21 protein-coding genes and 1 pseudogene are annotated in these 18,652 nt (G+C 69.7%); 7 read left to right on the top strand and 15 right to left on the bottom strand.

Translation table 11 applies throughout. The features are described 5' to 3' along the window. Window positions 1-1,442 precede the first annotated feature (1,442 nt). The 3 genes from OG624_RS43120 (at window position 1,443) to OG624_RS43110 (ending at window position 3,750) form a co-directional block, all read left to right on the top strand. The gene (locus OG624_RS43120) at window positions 1,443-2,585 is read left to right on the top strand and encodes a hypothetical protein (protein ID WP_331719752.1); all 1,143 of its coding nucleotides are present in this window, start codon (window positions 1,443-1,445) and stop codon (window positions 2,583-2,585) included. A 338-nt stretch (window positions 2,586-2,923) separates the two neighbouring features. Continuing rightward, window positions 2,924-3,139, top strand: coding sequence for a hypothetical protein (locus OG624_RS43115; protein WP_331719751.1), 216 nt, complete (start codon window positions 2,924-2,926; stop codon window positions 3,137-3,139). A gap of 260 nt (window positions 3,140-3,399) precedes the next feature. Then, window positions 3,400-3,750 carry a hypothetical protein gene (locus OG624_RS43110; RefSeq protein ID WP_371640987.1) on the top strand — a complete coding sequence of 117 codons (351 nt, stop codon included), beginning with the start codon at window positions 3,400-3,402 and terminating at the stop codon, window positions 3,748-3,750. A 10-nt stretch (window positions 3,751-3,760) separates the two neighbouring features. Here the strand turns inward: OG624_RS43110 and OG624_RS43105 are convergent, their stop codons facing one another. From OG624_RS43105 to OG624_RS43070, 8 genes are all read right to left on the bottom strand, one after another. Beyond that, complete coding sequence (locus OG624_RS43105) at window positions 3,761-4,000, bottom strand: hypothetical protein (RefSeq protein ID WP_331719749.1); 240 nt, start codon at window positions 3,998-4,000, stop codon at window positions 3,761-3,763. Window positions 4,001-4,354: 354 nt separating this feature from the next. Further along, window positions 4,355-4,783 (bottom strand): hypothetical protein, encoded by a 429-nt coding sequence (locus OG624_RS43100; protein ID WP_331719748.1) that lies wholly within the window; start codon window positions 4,781-4,783, stop codon window positions 4,355-4,357. 196 nt (window positions 4,784-4,979) lie between these two features. Next, window positions 4,980-5,477: a DUF6573 family protein gene (locus tag OG624_RS43095; RefSeq protein WP_331719747.1), complete on the bottom strand. Its 498-nt coding sequence runs from the start codon at window positions 5,475-5,477 to the stop codon at window positions 4,980-4,982. 99 nt (window positions 5,478-5,576) lie between these two features. After that, the gene (locus OG624_RS43090) at window positions 5,577-5,831 is read right to left on the bottom strand and encodes a hypothetical protein (RefSeq protein WP_331719746.1); all 255 of its coding nucleotides are present in this window, start codon (window positions 5,829-5,831) and stop codon (window positions 5,577-5,579) included. Between the two features lie 330 nt (window positions 5,832-6,161). Further along, the gene (locus OG624_RS43085) at window positions 6,162-6,881 is read right to left on the bottom strand and encodes a hypothetical protein (protein ID WP_331719745.1); all 720 of its coding nucleotides are present in this window, start codon (window positions 6,879-6,881) and stop codon (window positions 6,162-6,164) included. Further along, window positions 6,878-7,144, bottom strand: coding sequence for a hypothetical protein (locus tag OG624_RS43080; protein ID WP_331719744.1), 267 nt, complete (start codon window positions 7,142-7,144; stop codon window positions 6,878-6,880). Before OG624_RS43080 ends, OG624_RS43085 begins: the two co-directional genes overlap by 4 nt. Window positions 7,145-7,210: 66 nt before the next feature. Continuing rightward, on the bottom strand, window positions 7,211-7,582 hold the full coding sequence (locus OG624_RS43075) for a DUF3846 domain-containing protein (protein WP_331719743.1): 372 nt from the start codon (window positions 7,580-7,582) through the stop codon (window positions 7,211-7,213). A 386-nt stretch (window positions 7,583-7,968) separates the two neighbouring features. Next, window positions 7,969-8,178: a hypothetical protein gene (locus OG624_RS43070; RefSeq protein WP_331719742.1), complete on the bottom strand. Its 210-nt coding sequence runs from the start codon at window positions 8,176-8,178 to the stop codon at window positions 7,969-7,971. Window positions 8,179-8,291: 113 nt separating this feature from the next. Between OG624_RS43070 and OG624_RS43065 the strand changes: the two genes are divergently transcribed. Together OG624_RS43065 and OG624_RS43060 are read left to right on the top strand one after the other, a co-directional pair. Further along, window positions 8,292-8,486, top strand: coding sequence for a hypothetical protein (locus tag OG624_RS43065; protein ID WP_331719741.1), 195 nt, complete (start codon window positions 8,292-8,294; stop codon window positions 8,484-8,486). Window positions 8,487-8,529: 43 nt separating this feature from the next. Beyond that, window positions 8,530-9,075 carry an IS5 family transposase gene (locus OG624_RS43060; RefSeq protein ID WP_331719740.1) on the top strand — a complete coding sequence of 182 codons (546 nt, stop codon included), beginning with the start codon at window positions 8,530-8,532 and terminating at the stop codon, window positions 9,073-9,075. A gap of 352 nt (window positions 9,076-9,427) precedes the next feature. Here OG624_RS43060 and OG624_RS43055 read toward each other — a convergent pair whose 3' ends face one another. Continuing rightward, window positions 9,428-9,913 carry a hypothetical protein gene (locus tag OG624_RS43055; protein ID WP_331719739.1) on the bottom strand — a complete coding sequence of 162 codons (486 nt, stop codon included), beginning with the start codon at window positions 9,911-9,913 and terminating at the stop codon, window positions 9,428-9,430. A 720-nt stretch (window positions 9,914-10,633) separates the two neighbouring features. On the opposite strand from OG624_RS43055, the gene OG624_RS43050 reads away from it, so the two are divergent. Then, a complete protein-coding gene (locus OG624_RS43050) occupies window positions 10,634-12,301 on the top strand; it encodes a proprotein convertase P-domain-containing protein (RefSeq protein WP_371640986.1) in 1,668 nt (555 codons plus the stop codon). Between the two features lie 164 nt (window positions 12,302-12,465). Then, a pseudogene (locus OG624_RS43045) lies at window positions 12,466-13,020 on the top strand (helicase associated domain-containing protein); the annotation flags it as partial. Between the two features lie 522 nt (window positions 13,021-13,542). Here the strand turns inward: OG624_RS43045 and OG624_RS43040 are convergent. The 6 genes from OG624_RS43040 to OG624_RS43015 form a co-directional block, all read right to left on the bottom strand. Then, the gene (locus OG624_RS43040; protein WP_331719737.1) at window positions 13,543-13,893 is read right to left on the bottom strand and encodes a hypothetical protein; all 351 of its coding nucleotides are present in this window, start codon (window positions 13,891-13,893) and stop codon (window positions 13,543-13,545) included. Window positions 13,894-14,050: 157 nt separating this feature from the next. Beyond that, window positions 14,051-15,298, bottom strand: a complete 1,248-nt coding sequence (locus OG624_RS43035; RefSeq protein WP_331719736.1) for a phosphoadenosine phosphosulfate reductase family protein — start codon at window positions 15,296-15,298, stop codon at window positions 14,051-14,053. Window positions 15,299-15,370: 72 nt separating this feature from the next. After that, a complete protein-coding gene (locus OG624_RS43030; RefSeq protein WP_331719735.1) occupies window positions 15,371-15,772 on the bottom strand; it encodes a hypothetical protein in 402 nt (133 codons plus the stop codon). A 135-nt stretch (window positions 15,773-15,907) separates the two neighbouring features. Beyond that, window positions 15,908-16,468 (bottom strand): hypothetical protein, encoded by a 561-nt coding sequence (locus OG624_RS43025; RefSeq protein WP_331719734.1) that lies wholly within the window; start codon window positions 16,466-16,468, stop codon window positions 15,908-15,910. Window positions 16,469-16,719: 251 nt separating this feature from the next. Next, window positions 16,720-18,114: a hypothetical protein gene (locus OG624_RS43020; protein ID WP_331719733.1), complete on the bottom strand. Its 1,395-nt coding sequence runs from the start codon at window positions 18,112-18,114 to the stop codon at window positions 16,720-16,722. Between the two features lie 100 nt (window positions 18,115-18,214). Next, window positions 18,215-18,586, bottom strand: coding sequence for a DUF6409 family protein (locus OG624_RS43015; RefSeq protein ID WP_331719732.1), 372 nt, complete (start codon window positions 18,584-18,586; stop codon window positions 18,215-18,217). Window positions 18,587-18,652: the final 66 nt, after the last annotated feature.

Genomic DNA, 18,652 nt, shown 5'->3' with positions numbered 1-18,652 from the left:
GGGGGCGTGTGTGGGTGTCCGGGGGGTGGGGTGGGGGTGTTCGGGTGCGGGGGTGATGGTGTGTGTTTCCTGAGGGGGTTTCAGCGCCCTTCCGGGCGCCGCGTGCATGGTGGACTCCCTCGCGGGCATCCAGATTCACGGGGAGCGGGTGTGCCTGAATTCCGGGGCGGCCTTACGGCCGAATTCCGGGGCTTCAGATTCGCCCCATTCCACCGTCGATGATCCGTTCTGATATCTCTGGCGTGCGTCACAGACGGACCGTCACACCCTCCGAACCTGATGACACGTCAGAGAATGGATGAAAGAAATACAGGGCGCCCGGAAACGAATATGACGACACCCCCGAAAAGAAAAAGGAGGCCCTTCCGGGCCTCCCCCATACGGATATCACACCGTCAAAACACCCCACCACCAACCCACTTCCGGCACCGGCCGCCCGTGGCTATCCCCCAGACCGGGAACACCCTGGGGGCGCGGCCACACCCAGGGAGGAGGCCGGCCCCCGTGCACCCGACCGGCACCCCAACCCCACCCAAAAGGCTCAGGGAGTCACAGAGGCCCGATGTCCCGGAAGATCAACCTTCCACGGCCTCGACGAACACGATAGACACAACGTCCCAGCACCCACCGCCGGAAGGGGGTTCCGGCAGTCGCCGAACTCGCACTGCCCAACACCCTTGCAGAAACCGCACACGCAGGAACCCGCCCGGGCGCAGTCCCCATCCGACAGATCCGCGCTCACACGCCGCCCATCGGTCAACACAACCGAACCGTTATAGAAGTTGTGCCGCACGCCAGCCATGAACCACTCCACCTCTCGATAGCGCGTTTCCGGTGTTGATCCGCTGCCACCGCCAACCAACAAGACAACTATAACTGCTACACATACTCAACGTCTACCCCACTCCCGCCCCTGTCGGGACAGGCGCTCGCCCAGCCCCCGGCGGGGGCGGCACTGCCGCTTGGGCGAGCGCGGCCCGGGAGTGGTGAACATGTGGTCAGCCACGCTGAATAGGTGCGCAGCCGCCAACGTGCTGAGATCGTCCTGGCCGTGGGGGTGTGGCGCCGGCTCGGGGGCCGGGCCGGCGGTTGCGGCGGCGGCCTCTCCAGGTCCCTCCCGACCCGGCGCCCTGGCCCTGGCCATCAACCGGCCGGCCTCGTCCGGTCGACGTCCACCTCCTCGGCTTCGACCAGAGCCAGGCGCAGCTGTTCCGCCTGCGCGGGCCGTACGGGTGCGGGCAGAGCGACGATGGCCTCCAGCAGGGGTCCGGGCGTGTGGCGGACGTCAGCGTCGTACCAGGAGTCGCTGGCGGGCCGGGAGCGTTGGGTATTCGGTTGGTGGGGAGCATCACGCGGTGCGGGTCCGTCGTATCTGGGGTGACTGCAACCGGCAGGGTCGATGCTGATGTGTCCACGGGTAACTCAGGAGAGAGGAACCGGCCGTGACCGCGCCGACAGCACCGGCACCACCACTCGCCCCGACAACGGCCCCGGCCGCACCCCGACCGAACTACCGGGACCGAGTTCGTGCCCGGTATACGGCCGCCGTAGAGGAGAGGATCGACCAGGCCCGGGCGGCCGCCGTGGAGCTCGGGCACGCCGATGCCGTGCAGTGGGAGGACATACAGGCCGTCTACTCCCGGCCGGAGCGTACTCCGCGGCAGTCCTACAAGGCTGCAGCGCGGCATGTCGCTCGGCCCGCGTTCACCCTGACACTGTTGACGGGGTTCGCGGGTGTGATCCTGCTGTCCTTGCTGATGGGAAACATGAAGGAGCAGGCAGCGGACGCAGCTCGGAAGGCAGCGCCTGCCGGAACAGTGCCGGTCGTGCACGAGGTTCTGACTCGCAGGCAGGAGCTGGCGATCGTTGCCTTCTGCGGCGGCGGCCTGCTTTTTGTCTTCGGGAACTCTGTGCAAAGCAGGGTGTCGACTCAGCGGAAGCGATTGGCTGAGGGCTACCTGCGGGACGGCGAGGAGGTCGTAACGGAGGCGCTGGACGCGCTGCCTGCCCTAGCCGCGGTGGCGTCGGCACCGGTCGGACGTAAGCGTTCCGACGCCCTCGCTGACGCCCACGCCAAGATGTCGGCGTTCATGAAGGCGGTCACCGACAGCACGGGCACCGCGGCCGGCATCACTGGATACGCCGGAGACCAGTCCCGGCTCAAAGAGCACGGGCAGAAGGTCCGCACCGCGTTCACCGACAAGCTCGGCGGCCTCGTGGAGGACCGTGAGGGCACCGTGCGGCAGCTCGCGGGCATGGTGCTGACGGTCGCCCAGCGGCACGCCCAGGCGTCGTACGGGACTCTCCTGGATGCTGGCGACCTGCCCGCCGAGCCGGGGCCGGAGGTAGCTGACCTGCGCGGGATCCGGAAGGTGCTGGGTGGTGCCGCGGTCACCGCACTCGGGGTGTTGGCGCTGGCCGTCTACAGCGGCGCCGACTTGGCGGCTTCGGTCGCTTTGAGCCTGGGCGTGTTCGCCGTCGCCGCGTTCGTGGGCGCAGTGTACACGGGCAGGCTGCACGAGGTGGGGCGGGCCTTTTCGATCTTCAACCGTCACGGCGGCGGCCCGTCGGGGGGCGCTGTCTGACCGCCCCCTCGTGTACGCGCCTCGGCCAGCTCGCGCAGCTCCTCCAGTCGCGTCTGCGTATAGCCCAGCAGGCGCCCGCAGTCGATGAAGTTGCCGTCAACCGTGGCCGGACGCCCCGCGTCCGCAGGAGCTACCGCCAGCGCCACCAGCACCCGGCCCAGGATCCGCGGTCCACTCCAGGGCCCGCCGCGGCCGGGGCGGCGTCCCCGGGGGTCCCTCGGCGGCGGGAGGCCCCCGCACCCTGGGCCGGACGGAAGTCGGTGAACTGCGCCACCCACGTGCCGCCGTCCTGCGATCATCGAGCCGTCCCGACCGAGCGACACGAACTGAGGCAGACCATGACGTGGGTCTACGCGGAACTCGCCAAGGAAGCCGGCAAGCGGGGCGGCCCCGTCGCGCTGCGGTACTTCTACCGCGGGCAGGGCGTCATCATCGGCGCCGCCCTCACCGGCGCCGGCGTGGCCGGGACCGTGCTCTACGACAAGTGGCACGCCCGCCGCGCCGCCGCCAAGCCAGCGCGCCAAACCACAGAGACACCGACCCCCGGCGCATAAGCGATCACGCCCCCGGCGGCCCGGTTGCGGGCTGGTGGGGAGCAGCCTTCCGGCTGCTCCCCCAGGGGGCCGTCAGAGGCCAGCGAGGGTCGCCAGCATGGCGAGCACCTTGTCTTTGTCGAGCGGCAGGGCCTCCTCTCCCCCTCCTCGTCCGCTCCACCCGTCGGCAGAACGGGGCCGTGGCGGGGCGTGTCGTACGTCCACGGCTCGGCTGGGCGATGTGGAAGGTGCATGCCGCCGATTCCCCTACGCTCACCCACATGGATGAAAGACCCGCCCGCACCGGTGCCACATCCGCCCGAGACCACCGCGACTGGTGGATCCTCTGCAGCATCGCCGGAGCCGTGGTGATCGGCACCGCTGCGTTCCTGGCCGGCCGGGCCTCCGTCGACACCCCTGATTGTGCGGCCGCCAAGGCCATGGCCGCCGAGAGCCACAGCGACATCTTGGCGGCTTCGGCGCTGGCCACCGCCGAGGAGCGGCAGCGCGCCGGCCGGGAGCCGTTCCGCATGTACGGGAACGCGGTGACCATGAACCCGGGCTGCTTCTCAGCCAGCGAACGCGAAGACGCGCAGGCGGGTCTCGACGCCCTGACGCAGATGGGCGGCTGACCCCGCCCGGTCAGCCCTCAGAGGGGGGCGCTGCTTCGGCGCGGGCCGCGGTCTTCACGGCCTGCTCCACCTCATGCCGCGGCATGCCGGTCTCCTTCGCGTACGCGGTCACGGCGGCGTGGACCGTCTCGACCGCGTCCAACCACGGCTTCCATCCCTCCGCGCTGTACTCGCGGGTGGTGGCCTGCTGCCGCGCCATGTTGGCCTCGCGCTGAAGCTGGACGAGGTGATCCGGGAGTTCGATGGCCATCGCGTGATCCTAAGGTCCGGCATCCGACTCACCTTCGGGACCCGCAGCCCACGCTTCTGGGCCGCCGTCCCGCCACTCCATCAGCGCATCCGCCGTCGCAAGAAGGGCACCCGGATCGCCCGCGCCGATGCGCGTGGGACGCAGCGTACCTGCACCCCACACCAAGTTCGGCTAAACCGCCATGAGGCGAAAGGCGCGCTCCTCCCGCTCGGCCTCGGCTTCGCCGAAGCTGCGGGCAACGCCCTCGCGCACGCCCTCGCCGAAGGCGCCGCCCGCCTCAGCCGAACGGCCAAGGGCCTCTCGGGGGAGGCTGCCCTGGGGCCCGGCCCGCGCCGTGGCCCCAGGGCTTGCCGCTCAGGTGCGCACAGTGGGCGCCGCGACGTAGTCGACGCCCCACTCCGGCGGAACCGGCTCACCGTCCGCGTCGGTGCAGTAGATGTCGAAGACCTCGGCCGCGTTGAGCGGCTTGGCGTAGAACTCAACCAACTTCCAGCCGCACACCTGGGAGGTCTCGTCGGCGAAGTTCGTACGCATCACCGCGCCCCCGCCAACGGATGCCGCGAGGGTGATGATCATCATCGCCTCAAGGGCGGCGTCCGGGTCCAGGTCGGTCGTCTCGCCCTTGTTGTGGAACGGCACGGTGATCCCGAGAGAGTCACCGTTCGCCGAAGCCGCGACGACGAGCACGTGACAGCCGTCCCCCGCCGCGTCGAGGAAGCCCATGAACAGCGCGGCGGCGCGCTGGATCTCGTACGGGGTCTGGTTGTACGACGTGATTGCCATGCCGATTCCTCTCGGTCTGCTTCCGGTTTCCTGGTCGGCTGCCACCACCGACCAATGAGACAACTATACCTAGCATTCACCACTTTCGGGGAGATGGCGTGGATCTTTTTCAAGGAATGTCCGCACGTGAGAAGGGCTGCAACCACAGCGCCCCACCCCCCAATCCGGGGAAGGGGTGGGGCGCCGATCCCGGCGGTCAGTCCTCGTCGGGCAGGGAGATCGTGATCACAGGCTCCCCTTCGTCGCCAGGTCCGCACGTGGCGAGCAGCCATGTCTGCTCGCTCTCGTGGCTCTCTCCGTCGCGCGGGACGCGGTAGAGCTCCACGGTGCAGGACCTCCCGCCATCGGACCGCCGGATGGCGTAGTGGGTCATCCAGAGCACGTCCCAGAGGCGCCCCGACTCGTCCTGGTAGGTCTGCCGGTTGTCCTCGTCGGTCCAGGCGACGCAGTCGGCCCACGCGGCCGCGGTGAGCGCCACCGGGACCCCGAACCCGGCCTCACGGGCGATGTCGTCGCCGACGGCGACCAGGACACCGTCGGCAAGGGCGTCGGCTCGGCTGTACCCATGGATGACCTCCCCGAAGAGGTCGGCCACGGAAACGGCCGGCCGCTCCGGCTCGGGGGTCCAGCGCATCGCGTCGGGACCCAGGCTGTCCGGGTTGGCGGTGCCGTCGATGAGGGTCTTGTCGGTCATGGGCTGCCCTTTCGTGAGCGGTGTTCTCGGCGGCGGCGGGGTGCCACTCCCCGCCGCCCGGGGCGGGGCGCAGCCGGATGGCTGCGCCCCGAGGGAGGGTCAGGCGTTGGCGGCCGACCGGGTGATGGACGCGCGGCGCACGTGGTGCACCACGCAGGCGTCCGGGTCCTCGGCAAACGGGTCGGTGAGGTGGTAGCGGGTGTCGGCGCTCCCGAGGTGGTCCGCACGTTCGCAGTAGAAGCAGTCGCACAGCCGGGCCAAATAGAAACCGTGGTGCTCGGGCTTGCTGCCGTGGTAGAGGACCAGGTCGCCGGGCTCGACGAGGTCGAGGGTGCGGAGCAGGGTGTCGGACATGAGTGTCTCCTCACGGCTGTGCGTGGATTCGGTTTGTGATCGACTGCCACCGCCGACCAACAAGACAACTATAACACATGTGAATCACATTTGGTGTCCTCATCAGCCCGCCCACCTGGGTGAATTGGCAGCCGCCCGTCTTCCGCCGGCGGCGTAGGCGCCGCCGGTGCTTCTCCCGTGGCCGTGGCCGGCGCGGCTGGAGCATGCCGCGGCCGGCGCGGAGGGTGCGGGAAGGAGTCCGCCACGGGCTGCCCGGTGCACCTGCCGACCGGAACACGAGTGCGCCCCCACCGTGCGGCAGGGGCCACGGTGGGGGCGCAGGATGGGCGTCTAGCCGGTCGTGACGCTGGCGCGTACGGCCGCGACGGCGGCGGCGTCGTCGGCGGCGTCGTCGGCGGCGTCGGCGTCGGCGTCGGCGTCGGCGTCGGCGTCGGCGTCGGCGTCGGCGTCGGCGTCGGCGTCGGCGTCGGCGTCGGCGTCGGCGTCGGCGTCGGCGTCGGCGTCGGCGTCGGCGTCGGCGTCGGCGTCGGCGTCGGCGTCGGCGTCGGCGTCGGCGGCCAGGTCGGGGGTGTGGGAGTCGTACAGGACGGTGAACTCGACGCCGTCCTCGTCATAGACGCAGGCGAGCCAACCGGCGTGGTCGGTCAGCGGGTAGTCCACCTCGGCCTCGTGCCTGTCCTGGCCGGTGAGCAGGACCTCGCCGCCGTCGGGGGTGGGGACGGCGATCCAGGAGCAGCCGGAGCCCGGGTGTGCGCCCCTGGTGGCTTCGATGCCCGCCTCGGCCAGGACCCGCTGGAGGTACTCCCCGGCGGTGTCTTCCTCGGCGTAGCCGAAGTCGCGGCAGAACGCGTAGGCCAGGTCCGCGGCGGTGTCCGGGTCGGGGGCGTTGAACTCCTCCGCCCACCGGGTGAAGTCCTCCTCGCTGGTGGCCAGCAGCTCGACCTGGTCGGCGAAGGTGCCCGCGACGACGGCCGCGATGAGCAGCTCCGTGCGGTCGACGTCGAGGGTTAGGCCGATGACGGTGTACGTCTGCGTCGCGGTGGCGGTCATGCGATCGGCCGGAAGCTCGCGGCGTCGACCGCATGGGCGCCGAGGTCCCCGAGGAAGGCCGCGACGACGTAGGCGCCGTGGTCGCCGCCCCAGAGGGTCTCGGGGGTCTCCCCGTCTTCCTCAGCGCGCCACGGGAAGGCCTCCAGCACCGCGGCGGCCGCGTTTGCCTTGGCTTCCTCGAAATCCGCTCCCTCGGCGACGACCGCAAATGAATCGGCGAGATCCCAGACTTCGTACCAGTCTCCGATGATGGTGTATTTCACGGGTTTTCCTTTCGTCGAATTCGAGGGCCCCGGGAATTCGGTTCCGGGGCCCGGAGTGACCTGCGTTCAGCCGCGCGGTCCGGGGATGGCGCCAGGGCGATGGAAATAGCGATCGAGGAGCGCGAGCGCCTGGTCCTCGGTGAGGCCGAGCAGCGCACCGTTGAACGTGGACCCCGTGAAGACGGCCGCCCCACAGACCGGGGCGGGCGCGGACTGGAAGGCACGGAGGAGGGAGCGCGCGGGCACGTTGCTTGCCAGGCCGAGCGGGACGGCCAGCTCGTCGGTCCACATGATCAGCCGGGTGGTCACGTCAACGCATCGGACCTGGTCAGCGTCCAGCGCGTCCTGCGGGCGCATCTCGGAGCCCCAGTCGAGCAGGCGGAATCCGCCGGTGGGCTCGACCCGAAGGGCGTAGCTGTCCTGGAGGAGCGTGGGCATGGGGGTCCCCTTTCCTGGGAGTTGGTTTCCGGTGCGGGTCGGCTGCCACCACCAACCCGCAAGACAACTATACTCGCCACTCATCACTTTCGGAACGGCGCAGGGCCGCTATTTCCCCTGTTCAGCGGCATGCCCGAGGGGTGCCGGCGAAGCCCGCGCCCGTGCCGCCGGCCCGTCCCCTGCTCCAGGGCGCCGGCGTTCGAAGCGCCGGCCGCGCGGGCGCCGGCGGCGGCCGCGGTGGAGGCTCCCCGGCCGGCCGAGGGCGAGCCCCGGCCGCGTCCACGGCGCCCGGCCGCCCACGGCCGGCGGGATGCACCTGGGCGGCCGGGCACGGCTGCGCCCCGGCGCAGCTGGTGGGCCGTGCCGGGGCGCGAAGGGGTGCGGGGCTATGCGGTCAGGGTCCAGGGGCCGGTCAGTCGCGGCGGGCCCGGCCGGTGGGGGTTGAGGTCGACGGCCACGTCACCGTCGTCCGTGTGGACGGTGAAGACCGTGGCCCAGGACGTGGGGTCGCGCTGGACGGCGAGTGCTTCGTAGGCGGCGTGTACGGGCGTGTCGGCGCCGATCTCGATGGTCCAGGTGACGCTGTACTCCGGCATGTGCTTCGTGCCTTCCCGGGCGCCCTCAGCGCCCGCGTGTCGGCTCTCGGGAGGTCTAGGCCGGTTCGTTTGGATCACTTCCGCTGGCCGAGGTCATCGTTGATGATGTCCATGTGAATAACCGCATCAGCGCTCTGATCTCGGCCTTCGGTGTTCTTGCCAGCGTGATGCTGCTCGTTTTTGCCGTTCGTGAGTACCGCTCTGGGGCCTCGGTTCTCTGGCTTGTGGCTGGAGCCGTGATCTTCCTCGGCGCTTCGTACACGCTCGTGCGGGACGCGCGGCGACTCCGCGCTGGGCCGACCGCCTGACAGCGGCGTCGTTCCAACCAGCCCCGCCAGTCGTTGTTCGGGTGTGCCGTTGACTGACGCGCAGTGCGCGCGAATCGAGCCGTTACTCCCAAACCGGACGCCACGGCGGGGTGGCCGGTGGCGGGATCACCGCGAGGTGATCGATGCAATCGCCTGGAAGTTCCAGACCGGATCGCAGTGGGTTCACCCCCCTGAGGAGTACGGCAACTGGCGAGGCGTCTACAACCGGCTGCGGATGTGGGCCGTCGACGGCACGTGGGAGCGGGTGTTCACCGCGCTGGTCGCACAGGCCGACGCCGACGACGACCTCAAATGGGTCGTCTCGGTCGACTCGACCGTCGTGCGGGCACACCAGCACGCGGCCGGAGCCCGCAAAAAGTGCCCCGGCCGGCGAACCGGCAGACCACGCCATCGGCCGGTCCCGCGGCGGACTGACCACGGCGCTCCGGACCCGAGCGGATCCGGGGCGCTGTTCTGTTCAGGCTTCGACGTAGGCCACGATCGTGATCGTCTGCAGGGCCGCCGACGGGACAAGCTCACCCAGGCACAACTGAACGCCCTCGCCGAGCTCGGCATCGACTGGGCCTGACACCGCCTTCGGCCGGTCGTGAGCCGCCAGAGCCGCCGGGCCATGAGGCCTTCGGGACTACGTCCCGAGGGCCTCCGGTCATTCCTGCACGTTCGTCAGCCAGGGCATTTCAACGTCGAAGAACTTGATGACGGATGTGACCAGCATCAGCCCGTAGACCGTGTTCACGCGGGAGTACTGAGTTCGGGAAACTCCGCGAGCCGTCTGACATGCTCACGCCAAGTACTTTCCACAGAACGGCGCCCCGATCCCCAGGGTGTTCGGCCGCCATCCCAGTCGCGGGCGCGGGGCCATGCAGGAAACGTCGTGCTGCTGAGCAGGACCTGCCAGGAGCCTGCACCGGGTACTACCTTCAGGCAGTGCGCCTCATGACGATCTCCGGGCCTCCGGGCGTCGAGAACGTGAGCCCCGTCACCGTCGGCGGTGTCGCACCCAGGAGCCCGGACTCACACTGAGTGTCTCGGGCGGTGACCTCCATGAACTCAGGCGGGCCCATCGCGCGGAAGACGGGCACCGTCAGCACCAGATTCCCAACCGAATCGGTCGACTGGATCTTCGCTGAGCCCATCGCCTCGTGAGTACCTGAAGTGCCCGACGCCTCCAGCTGCATGGCGTACACCCCCCGCTTGGGGAACGTCAGCGTGTAGGTGATCTGGCTGGGACCGTTACCGATGAGCGCTGTCCCAGTGAACGTACCCGTGTAATCGTCGAACGCCCGGCCACACGCATTGGCGGCGAGCGCACTGCTTGCCTGAGATACCCCCGGCATGATGCCGCACATCAGCGCCGCTCCGGCGGCGACGGCGAAACTCCTGCCCAGCACACGAGCAGACTGCATGAAGGCTCCATTCCTGTGGCACTCCGGCCGAAGCCGCGGAGGAGCACTTCGTGTGCCGCCTCTGAGCTTGATACTGGATCAGCTTCCCGGGCACTCGCCACTCAGCAAAGCCGAACGGGCTCGACGCACCTGTACGGCGCGACCATTCAGGGGAGAACGCTCGGCAAGACGAGCGATCGGGGACCACCACGCGCTATCCGTGACATCCATCCGGCGGACGATGCCCAAGAAGCGCCGCCACACGCACCATGACGTGAGCTTGAACCATTCCTCTTCCCGTACCCCGAGGTCACGATGTCAACTGCACTCCAGCCGCCACCTCCCACCCAGCCACCCTCGCCGCGCCCGACTCCGCCCGCCCTGCTCACCTACCTCATCGCCGCCATGCTCATTGCCTCAACGCTCGTTCTCTACAGCGCGCCCCCCAGTCACGCGTCCCCCGGAAACCACCGGCCGGCGACGTGGAACATGCAGGGCTCCTCGTCCTCAAGCGACAGCAAGTGGACCAACACCGTCCAGCGCCTATCCGTAGGCGGGGAGAACTACCTACCGCACCCCGTCCTCGCCCTCCAGGAAGCCGGTCCCCTCAACAGCGTCCCCGGAACACGCGTTGACGGGGGCACGATCACGGTCAACGGACGACAGGCGACATACAGCTACGAAGTACGCGAGTGGCGCATCGGCAGCGCACGCCGCGGCCAAACCGTCTATGTCACCCACATGACCACTGATCCCACCGGCAACCGCAACAACGTCGCCTTCGTCACCCATGAACGGCCGACCAACTTCAGAGCAGTAGCGGCACGTCAAGCCAACGGCACCCATTGGGGCATGCGGCCCGCCCTCGGCGTCCAGCTACCCGACGGCAGCTGGTTCTACAGCTTCCACGCCAGCTCAAACGGCGACAACAACAGCAACGACGCCCAAAACATGATGGTCGAACTCAACTCCTACGGCGGATCATGGGCCGTTCTCGGTGACTTCAACCGCCGACCCGAAAACCTGGTTCTCCCAGCCGGCACACAGGCCTACACCAGCGGCCAGGGCACCCAGCAAGGCGGCGGCGAGCTCGACTACATGGTCTCCAACGACAGACAGACCATGACTGGATGGACCGGGCGCCGCCTCGCCGGCGCCGGATCCGACCACTACGTCATCGAATTCGGCCTCCGCGCCAACGCAGAGAATCAAGTAATCAACGAGGAAACCGGCAAATGTATTGATGCCGATCTTAGCGGTTACGTTTCCTATGTCGTCCCATGTAATGGCTCCTTCGCACAGAACATCCAGTACACAGATCTCCATCTTAAGACAAAAACCGTCGAAGACTGGTGCGTTCGACACCCTGACGATTTTTTCGAGGTAGCCAGGTGGGACTTCTGCTCAGCCGGCGACCCTAAACAGATCTGGGACTACCACGGCTTCCCAATGCAATTGCACAGTAGCTACAATTTGGCTCGCTGCCTCCGCGAATGGCAAAGTAGACTTGTTGCCACACTTTGTGAGGACATCCCCAGCGAGGGATGGGTAACCACCTCGACGGCGCCGTATTTCTGGGGTTCCGTGCCGCGTATCGACCCCTCCCCCGGCACAGAAAACAACCTAACGGGCGGAGGTTCCACCCCGCCTCCCTCAGGCTTCTGCCCCATGCCGGCGAATCCCCAGCTTGACCCGTGTCAGCACATCTCCAAGCGGAGCATCGCCGACGTCCCCGTCCTCGACCAGACCACGGCCGAAAGTCCCCTCCAGGTCCACGGCCAAAGCGGCTACGCGCCAACGAACCTCGCAGTCGGCGTCGACGTCCAACACACGCATCGGGGCAACCTCGTACTGAGCCTTGTCACCCCGAACAATTCGGTCTACCCGCTTGAAAACATCGCGGACAGCGACAGCAACGACCACGTCTTCAAGACATACACCGTGAATGCTTCAACCCACATCGCAAACGGCACATGGAAACTGCGGGTGCAAGACATCGCTTCCGGCAACGTCGGCACCATCAACGCCTGGAACCTCACCTTCCCGAACGGCACCGCCAACACATCAACCACCCCGCCCATCCTCGACCACCACGAGAACTTCAGCCACGCCCTCACAAGCAGCAACAGCGGCTCCGCACCGACCAACCTCGGAGTGAACGTCTACCTCACGCACCCACGACGCGGTGACCTCGTCATCAAGCTCTACGGACCCAGCGGGCGCTCCTACACCCTTGAGGACTTCGCCGACAGCGACACGACCGCCAACGTGTACAAGAACTACACCGTCGACGCCTCCTCCGAGACCGGCAGCGGCCTGTGGAGACTCAGCGTCACCGACATCACGACCGGGAACACCGGCACGATCGACGCATGGGGCCTTTCATTTCCGCGCCCATCCCCGTTCTAGACACACCCAAGCAGGTGTCGTGAACCGCCCCGCGTCGAATGGAGACTCGATTTCATGAAAGCATCGAGTCATGGCACGACAGGCCGACTTCTGAACGGGCACGGCGTCGGCATGCAACCGCCTGCGGCCCCGGAACGGGACTCCGGCGTATGACGAAGGGCCGCGACGAGATGGTGCCCGTCAGACAGCACATGGCCAACCTCCGGCGCAAGGGCGCCAAGAACGGCCTGGGCAAAGACCCGGACCGCGCCGCGGAACGCGCGGCGCAGCTGACCGCGATCGACGAGGACTGGGACTGCCCGTGGCCGCTGGACTGGCAGCGGCACTACCGCCTCCTGGCGGACCGGCTCCAGCAGCAGAAGGAGCCGGCCATCTGGGCGCGGCTGCTGCCCGAGCAGCAGGAGCGGCTGACCGCGCTGGGCGTGCGGACCGACCAGGCGCCCTCTCCCGCCCCTGCGGCCAGTCGTGGGGCGAAGGGGCCGAGCAGGGCGCAGCAGGCGTTCCAGCGGGGCCTGGCGGCGCTCGCGCAGTGGGTGGAGCGGGAAGGCACGGACCGGCCGGTCCCCAGGGCCCACGGCGAGGAGATCGCGGTCGAAGGCGAGGCGGAGCCGGTGATCGTGAAGCTCGGCGTATGGGTCTCCAACACCAAGAGCCGACGCGACAAGCTCACCACCGACCAGCTCGACTCGCTCGCGAAGCTCGGCATCGACTGGGCGTGACAGGCTGCCCGGCTCGTCGTTGAGCGGGGAGGTCAGCGAAGTGGAGGCCCCAGGACGTCGTGACCCCCGGGGCCTTCCAGGTGGAGGCCGCGAACCGCGCCTCCACCGGGCCGATCGCGCGGTGTACGGCGTATGCACTCAGGCCGCGCTTCAACTCCGCCCGGGTGTCGAAGAGGCGGATGCCCCGCTCGGCCAGGAAGACCGTCCAGTCCCGCGCGACCCGCGCATAGGTCTCCCACGAACCCGGCGCCGGACAGCCGAGTGCCGGGAGCTCCTGGAGCCACCGGTTGAGCACTGTTGTGGTGCGAGGACCAGCCGCGTCATCGAAGCGGAGATCCTCGTCGATCAGAACCGGCATGCGATCCGGGATGGTCGGCCGGCTCGAGAGCCCCCAGGACTCCCAGTCGGTCGGTGAGAAGTAGGTCGTGAACATCTGCGAGACCGTACGTATGCGACTCGGGCCGTCGCAACACGCAAACTCACAGGTCAGAGGTGGCGGATCCCGGGATGAGACATGACCACTCATCTGACAGAAGGGCCGGCGAAGACGCCGACGACGCGCTCGCGGTCGCCCTCGCGGGGGCGCCGGAGCCAGCGGCCGGGCCAGGGCGCGGCCATCTCGTCCAGTTCGGCGAGGACGTCCGCGGGGATTTCGGCGCCGAGGTCGAGCGCGAGCTCGGCCAGGCACACCGGGCAGGTGCGCTCCTCGAACCAGTCGACGCAGGTGACGTAGCTGTGCCAGTCCGTGAAGCCGCAGCGAGCGGTGGTGTCGCCGTGGTCGGGCAGGAGGTGCACCAGGCCCTCGGCGTCGGTGCCGAAGCCGGTGACTCGGATGGGTTCGGCGCTGCGTTCGGCGGTCTGAGCGTCCGTCATGAGCTGCTCCCCTCGTATCGGCCGGTGCGGCGGCCGCGTGCTGTGCCTTCGGTCGCCGGTCGGGTGCCACTCCCGACCGGCGAGATACCTATAACCGCAACACATCACTTTCGGTAGTGGGGGCGCTCCTCTCCCCTTTCGCGTGTCGTCTCGACGGTCAGGCGGCCAGGACGAGGGCCAGCCGGCGGAGGTAGTCGGCCGCGGCCTCCTCGCCGACGTGGCGCCGCAGCGCGTCTCCGCGCGCCCAGACCAGCGGACCTTCCTCCGCCTCGACGCGTGCCGCCTCGGCGACGATCTCGGCGACGCTGAGCTTCTCCCTGAAGCGGTGACCGATCTGCTCTTCCAGCGCGACGTACCGAGCGGGCAGGTCCAGGCCCAAGGCCCAGCACAGTCGTACGGCGCGCACCAGGACGTCCCGGCCGGCGAGCACGCAGAAGACGCAGGACAGGCGGGGGATGACGGCGTCGTAGACGGGGTGGTACTCCAGGGCGGCGTCGGCGATCTGCTGCCAGACGTCGGCCTCGGAGAGCTCCAGGATCGGATGCCAGGTCAGGACCATGCGCTGCCCGGTGCTCGCACGCATGTCGATGGAGAGCGGCAGCTTCCGGGCCCGGGCGGGGGATTCGGCAGCCCGGATCCCGAGGGCCGAGAGGATCAGGGCCTGCTCGTCCAGGCCGAGAGCGTCGGTGATCTGCTTGAAGAGCGGGGCGATCTTGTCCCGCTTCAGGGTCGCAGTGCACAGCCGGCGGGCCGCGTCGGGCCACATGCCGCGCTTCTCGACGAGGCCGAGCAGGCCTCGGTCGGCCTGGACCACGATGAACTCGACGCCCCAGCGTTCGGCCTGGCGCTGCGCGAGCTCGCGCACACCCGGCCATTCGGACTCCTCCCCCAGGTCCGCGTGGACCATGACCACCTTGTCCAGGCAGCCGGCCTCGGCGGCCAGGGTGACCACGCGGTACGCGCAGACGAGCGAGTCCTTGCCAGCACTGGTCGAGATGAGGATTTTGTCCGCGGCCAGGATGAGCTCGCGGGGTGTCTGGGCCAGCTCGCCGAGGAGGGCGGCCGCGACGTCGGACCGGCGCCCGCCGCCCGTTCCGCGGCCCGGCGCGTGCGGGGTGTAGAGCGCCGCGAGGGCGCGGTTGGCCGCACGGGCCGCGGTGAAGGTCCGGCGAACCTTGGCCCGGGCCTCCCGCTCGCGGCGTACGAGGCCGGCGTGAGCGGCCTGGGCGGCCGCCAGCTCGTCAGCGTCGGCCTGCAGTTGCTGATCGTGGGCGATACGGGCGCGGTCGGCGGCGGTGGCCTTGGCGGCCCGGGCGCGGGCCCGGCCGGCGGCGGTGTACGCGGCGTCGGCCTGGTGGGCGCGCCGGATCCCCTCCAGCAGCTGGCGGCGGGTGGGCATGTCCATGGGACTCCTCTGGGTGCGGGGTGGTGAGTTCGGCGCCGGGCGGCTGCCACTGCCGCCCGGCCAGGGGGTGGATCAGAAGGTGCAGAACCTGCGTGCGACCGGCAGGAAGTTCCCGCGGCGGCGCCGGCTGAGCCGCTCGGTCACCTCACGGGCGCACCGGGCCGCGTCGGCGGCCGCGTCGAGCGGCGTAGGGGAACCATCGACGAGGGTGGTGAGGTAAGTGCCGTCGGCGGCGTGCAGGTGCGCGGACCAGGGTTCACGGTGGTCGGCCGCGGGCCGGTCGGCGCGCTCGCCGGCGTACATCAGGATGTGCAAGACGCCGTAGGCGGCGTCCTCGTCGTCCGGGGCACCCGGGTCGGCGGCCATGATCAGGAAGGTCATGCCGACCTCCTCTCCGGGGAAGGCGTGGCGGCCCAGGGCGGCCAGTTCGGCGCGCAGCAGGTCGCCTTCGGTGGGTTCCATCTGGTTGGTCATCTCATTCCTTCGTATCGAGCAGGCGGGGACGTCTCGCCGTGCGGGCCGGTGTCGTGCGCCTGAGGCCGGACCCCGGCGTCCGGCCTCGGGTGAGCCGGACGCCGGGGTGCGGGGCGCTGTACGCCCCGCGAGGTCCTACTGAGCGACGGTCGGCCGGTTGTAGGGGCGGGCGTTGTCCACGGCGACGGCGGCGGCGAGGCGCCCCCACTTCAGGTGGAGCTTGAATGCGGCTTCCAGGTAGAGCGCCGCCGCCTCCGGCCGCTCACCGGCTCCCGTCAGGTGGCGCTCGTGGAAAAGCTGGAGGGCGCCGCGCAGGCTGGTCTCCTGGGAGGCGAGCTGGATGCTGACGGGGTGCAGGGGCCGGGGCAGTTCGAGGGTGCCGAACACGGCGCTGGTGACGTACTGGCCGAGGCATGCGGGGAGCCCGGTCGCCGTGTTCTGCGCGACGACGTCTTCGGCGATGGACAGGAGCAGGGAGGCGTCGAAGGGGATCGTGTTGGTGATGACGACACCGTCCAGGACCGGAGGGAGGTCGGTCTCGAAGGCCAGCGCGACGTCGTCGAGGAGTTCGGCAACCATGGTGAGCGCTTCCTCGGCAGGGTGGTTGAGCACGCTCCTCTGTCGGGCGATACCGGCGATGGCGCGGGCCCGGGCGGCGGCGTGCAGGGCGTTGGGGAGCGGCGTGCTGATGATCATGACTCTCCGAAGGGTCTGAGGATGTGTGTCCGGTGTGGTCGACTGCCACCGTCGACCACGAGACAACTATACTCACTATTCATCATCACGCAAGGGCTCGCCCTTGCCTCCTCGGCGAATCCGCAGTCGGCACCGACGTTGCTGCGGGCGGCCATTGGCAGTGCGCCGCCTGGGCGCAGCGCTCCGGACGCGGGCGATGGCGGCGGAGGGGAAGGGGGGCTGCCCGGCCCCGTGGGGCCGGGCGGGGGCCGTCAGCAGGCAGCCTCGGGGTCATCGGCCGTCGGAAGGGGCTCCCATTCCAGGGAGCGCGCGGTCTTGCGGGAGCGGCCGTCAACGGCGACGGTCACGCCGTCCCGGTACGCGCGGCCGCCGGCCATCCGTACGTCCACTGCTTCGACGGTGCCGGTCTGGCCGCTGGCCACGTGCCTGACCCGCTCGCCGATGGTGCGGGCCAGGTCTCCTCCCCTCAGGCGCCGCGCGGTGAGTCGGCGTCCGGCCTGCTGGACCAGGCGGCCGACGCGGGTGGCCAGGGCGGCCGCGAAGGCCGCGTCGGAGTCCGGGGCCTCGACCCTCAGGAAGCAGCGCCCTTCGGGCAGGCCGGTGTGGGTGATGGTCCAGGTGTCGGTGATCGCGCCCCGGGCCTGGTCGGCGGCGGCGTCCTGCTTGGCCGCGGCATCCAGGGTCGGCACGTGCCAAACGTGCAGGGAGGAGTGCTCACCGGGCTCGACGACCCAGCCTTCGGTGCGCTCGAACAGCTCCTTCGCGACGCTCAGCCGGGCCAGGGGCGGCCGCCCGTCGGCGCTGGTGCTCAGCCTGCCGCCTTCGACCCAGGCGACGGCAAGGCGGCCGCTGGTGCCGTCCGGCCGGACCCAGTAGCCGGCCACCTCGCCGAGGTCGTCGGGGCCGGTGACGTCGGCGAGCGGCTGCCCGGCCAGGGCCGTCACCGCGGCGGCGGCCGCCGGGTGTTCGGCGTCCTGGGGCAGTACGCCCGCACCGGCCGCCGGAGCGGTCTCGGCCGGGCCGGCGGGCGGCAGGACGAGGGCGGCGTTCCAGGAGCCCGCGCCGTACTCGGTGAGCTTGACGAGGCCTGCGGCGTGCAGGCTCCGAACGGCGGTGAGGTTGTGGCCGTATCCGGCGCCGATCGAGCCGTCGCGCTTGACCACGGCGTACACCCGGCGCTGCGGTTCGGTCAGGGCGTCCTCGGCGCGCTTGCGGTTCTCCTGGGCGTTCAGGTAGTCGGCGCGCTCCTGGGCGCCGGTCTCGGTCTGCCAGTCGCCCGATACGACCAGGCCCGAGGTGTTGACGACGTCGAAGCCTCCGCCCGCGGCCGGGCGGACTACGTAGAGGACGAGCGGTTCGCGCTCGGCGGCCGGGGCCGGCTGGGCGGCGGCGGGCGCCTGCTTCGGGGTCGTCCTGCGGGTGCGGGCCGGCTTCTCCTGGACGTTCACTTCCTCGACCGTGATGTTCTTCCAGCCGGCGCGCTCGGCGGTCCGGGCGGCTCGGGCGACGTTGGCCGCGAACATGGACCAGGTGTGCACGATGCGGCCCTCGCCGTCGCGGCGGTCTGCGATGACCGCGTGGGTGTAGTGGCGGGTTTCGCTGGTGCGGGTGCAGCCGGTGGAGGCTACGAAGGTGGTTCGGGCCATGGCGGAACTCCTTGTGCTTGTGGTGTGTTGTCGGTGCTGGTCGGCTGCCACGGCCGACCAGCGGGGGGCCGGGGGCGGTGGTCCGCCCCCGGCATGGGGCCTACCGGCCCAGGCGGTTGGCGCGGAGTCGAAGGCCCGCCTTCTGGATGCGGTACCGCACCTTGGAGAACTGGTCGAGGTCCCGCAGCCACCGGTGGAGGCGGAGCAGCGTGCGCTCGGACATGTCGTCGACCGTGCCGACCACGGTGGGCTCGTTGGCGAACGCCATGCCCAGCGTCCTCGGCACGAAGGAGGGGGCGCCGAGCGTGTAGAACCACACGCGGTACCCGTCCTTCGGCTCCTTCTCGTTCCAGAGGCCGAGGACGATGGCCCGGCGGACGCCGGTGTTCTTGCCCTCGTCGTAGCGGGGGGTGCGCACGACCGTGCCCGGCTCCAGAACGGTCTGGGTGGTGGAGGCGGTGGCGACGGTCATGTGGACTCCTTTGGAGAGGGGTGGGGGTGTCGGCGGGAATCCCCCGCCGACAAGAAAACTATACTC

This window comes from Streptomyces virginiae, from assembly GCF_041432505.1.
GTDB classification, from domain to species: domain Bacteria; phylum Actinomycetota; class Actinomycetes; order Streptomycetales; family Streptomycetaceae; genus Streptomyces; species Streptomyces virginiae_A.
The sequence above is the reverse complement of the archived record's forward strand: the minus strand, read 5'-3'. Positions and strand labels throughout refer to the sequence as shown.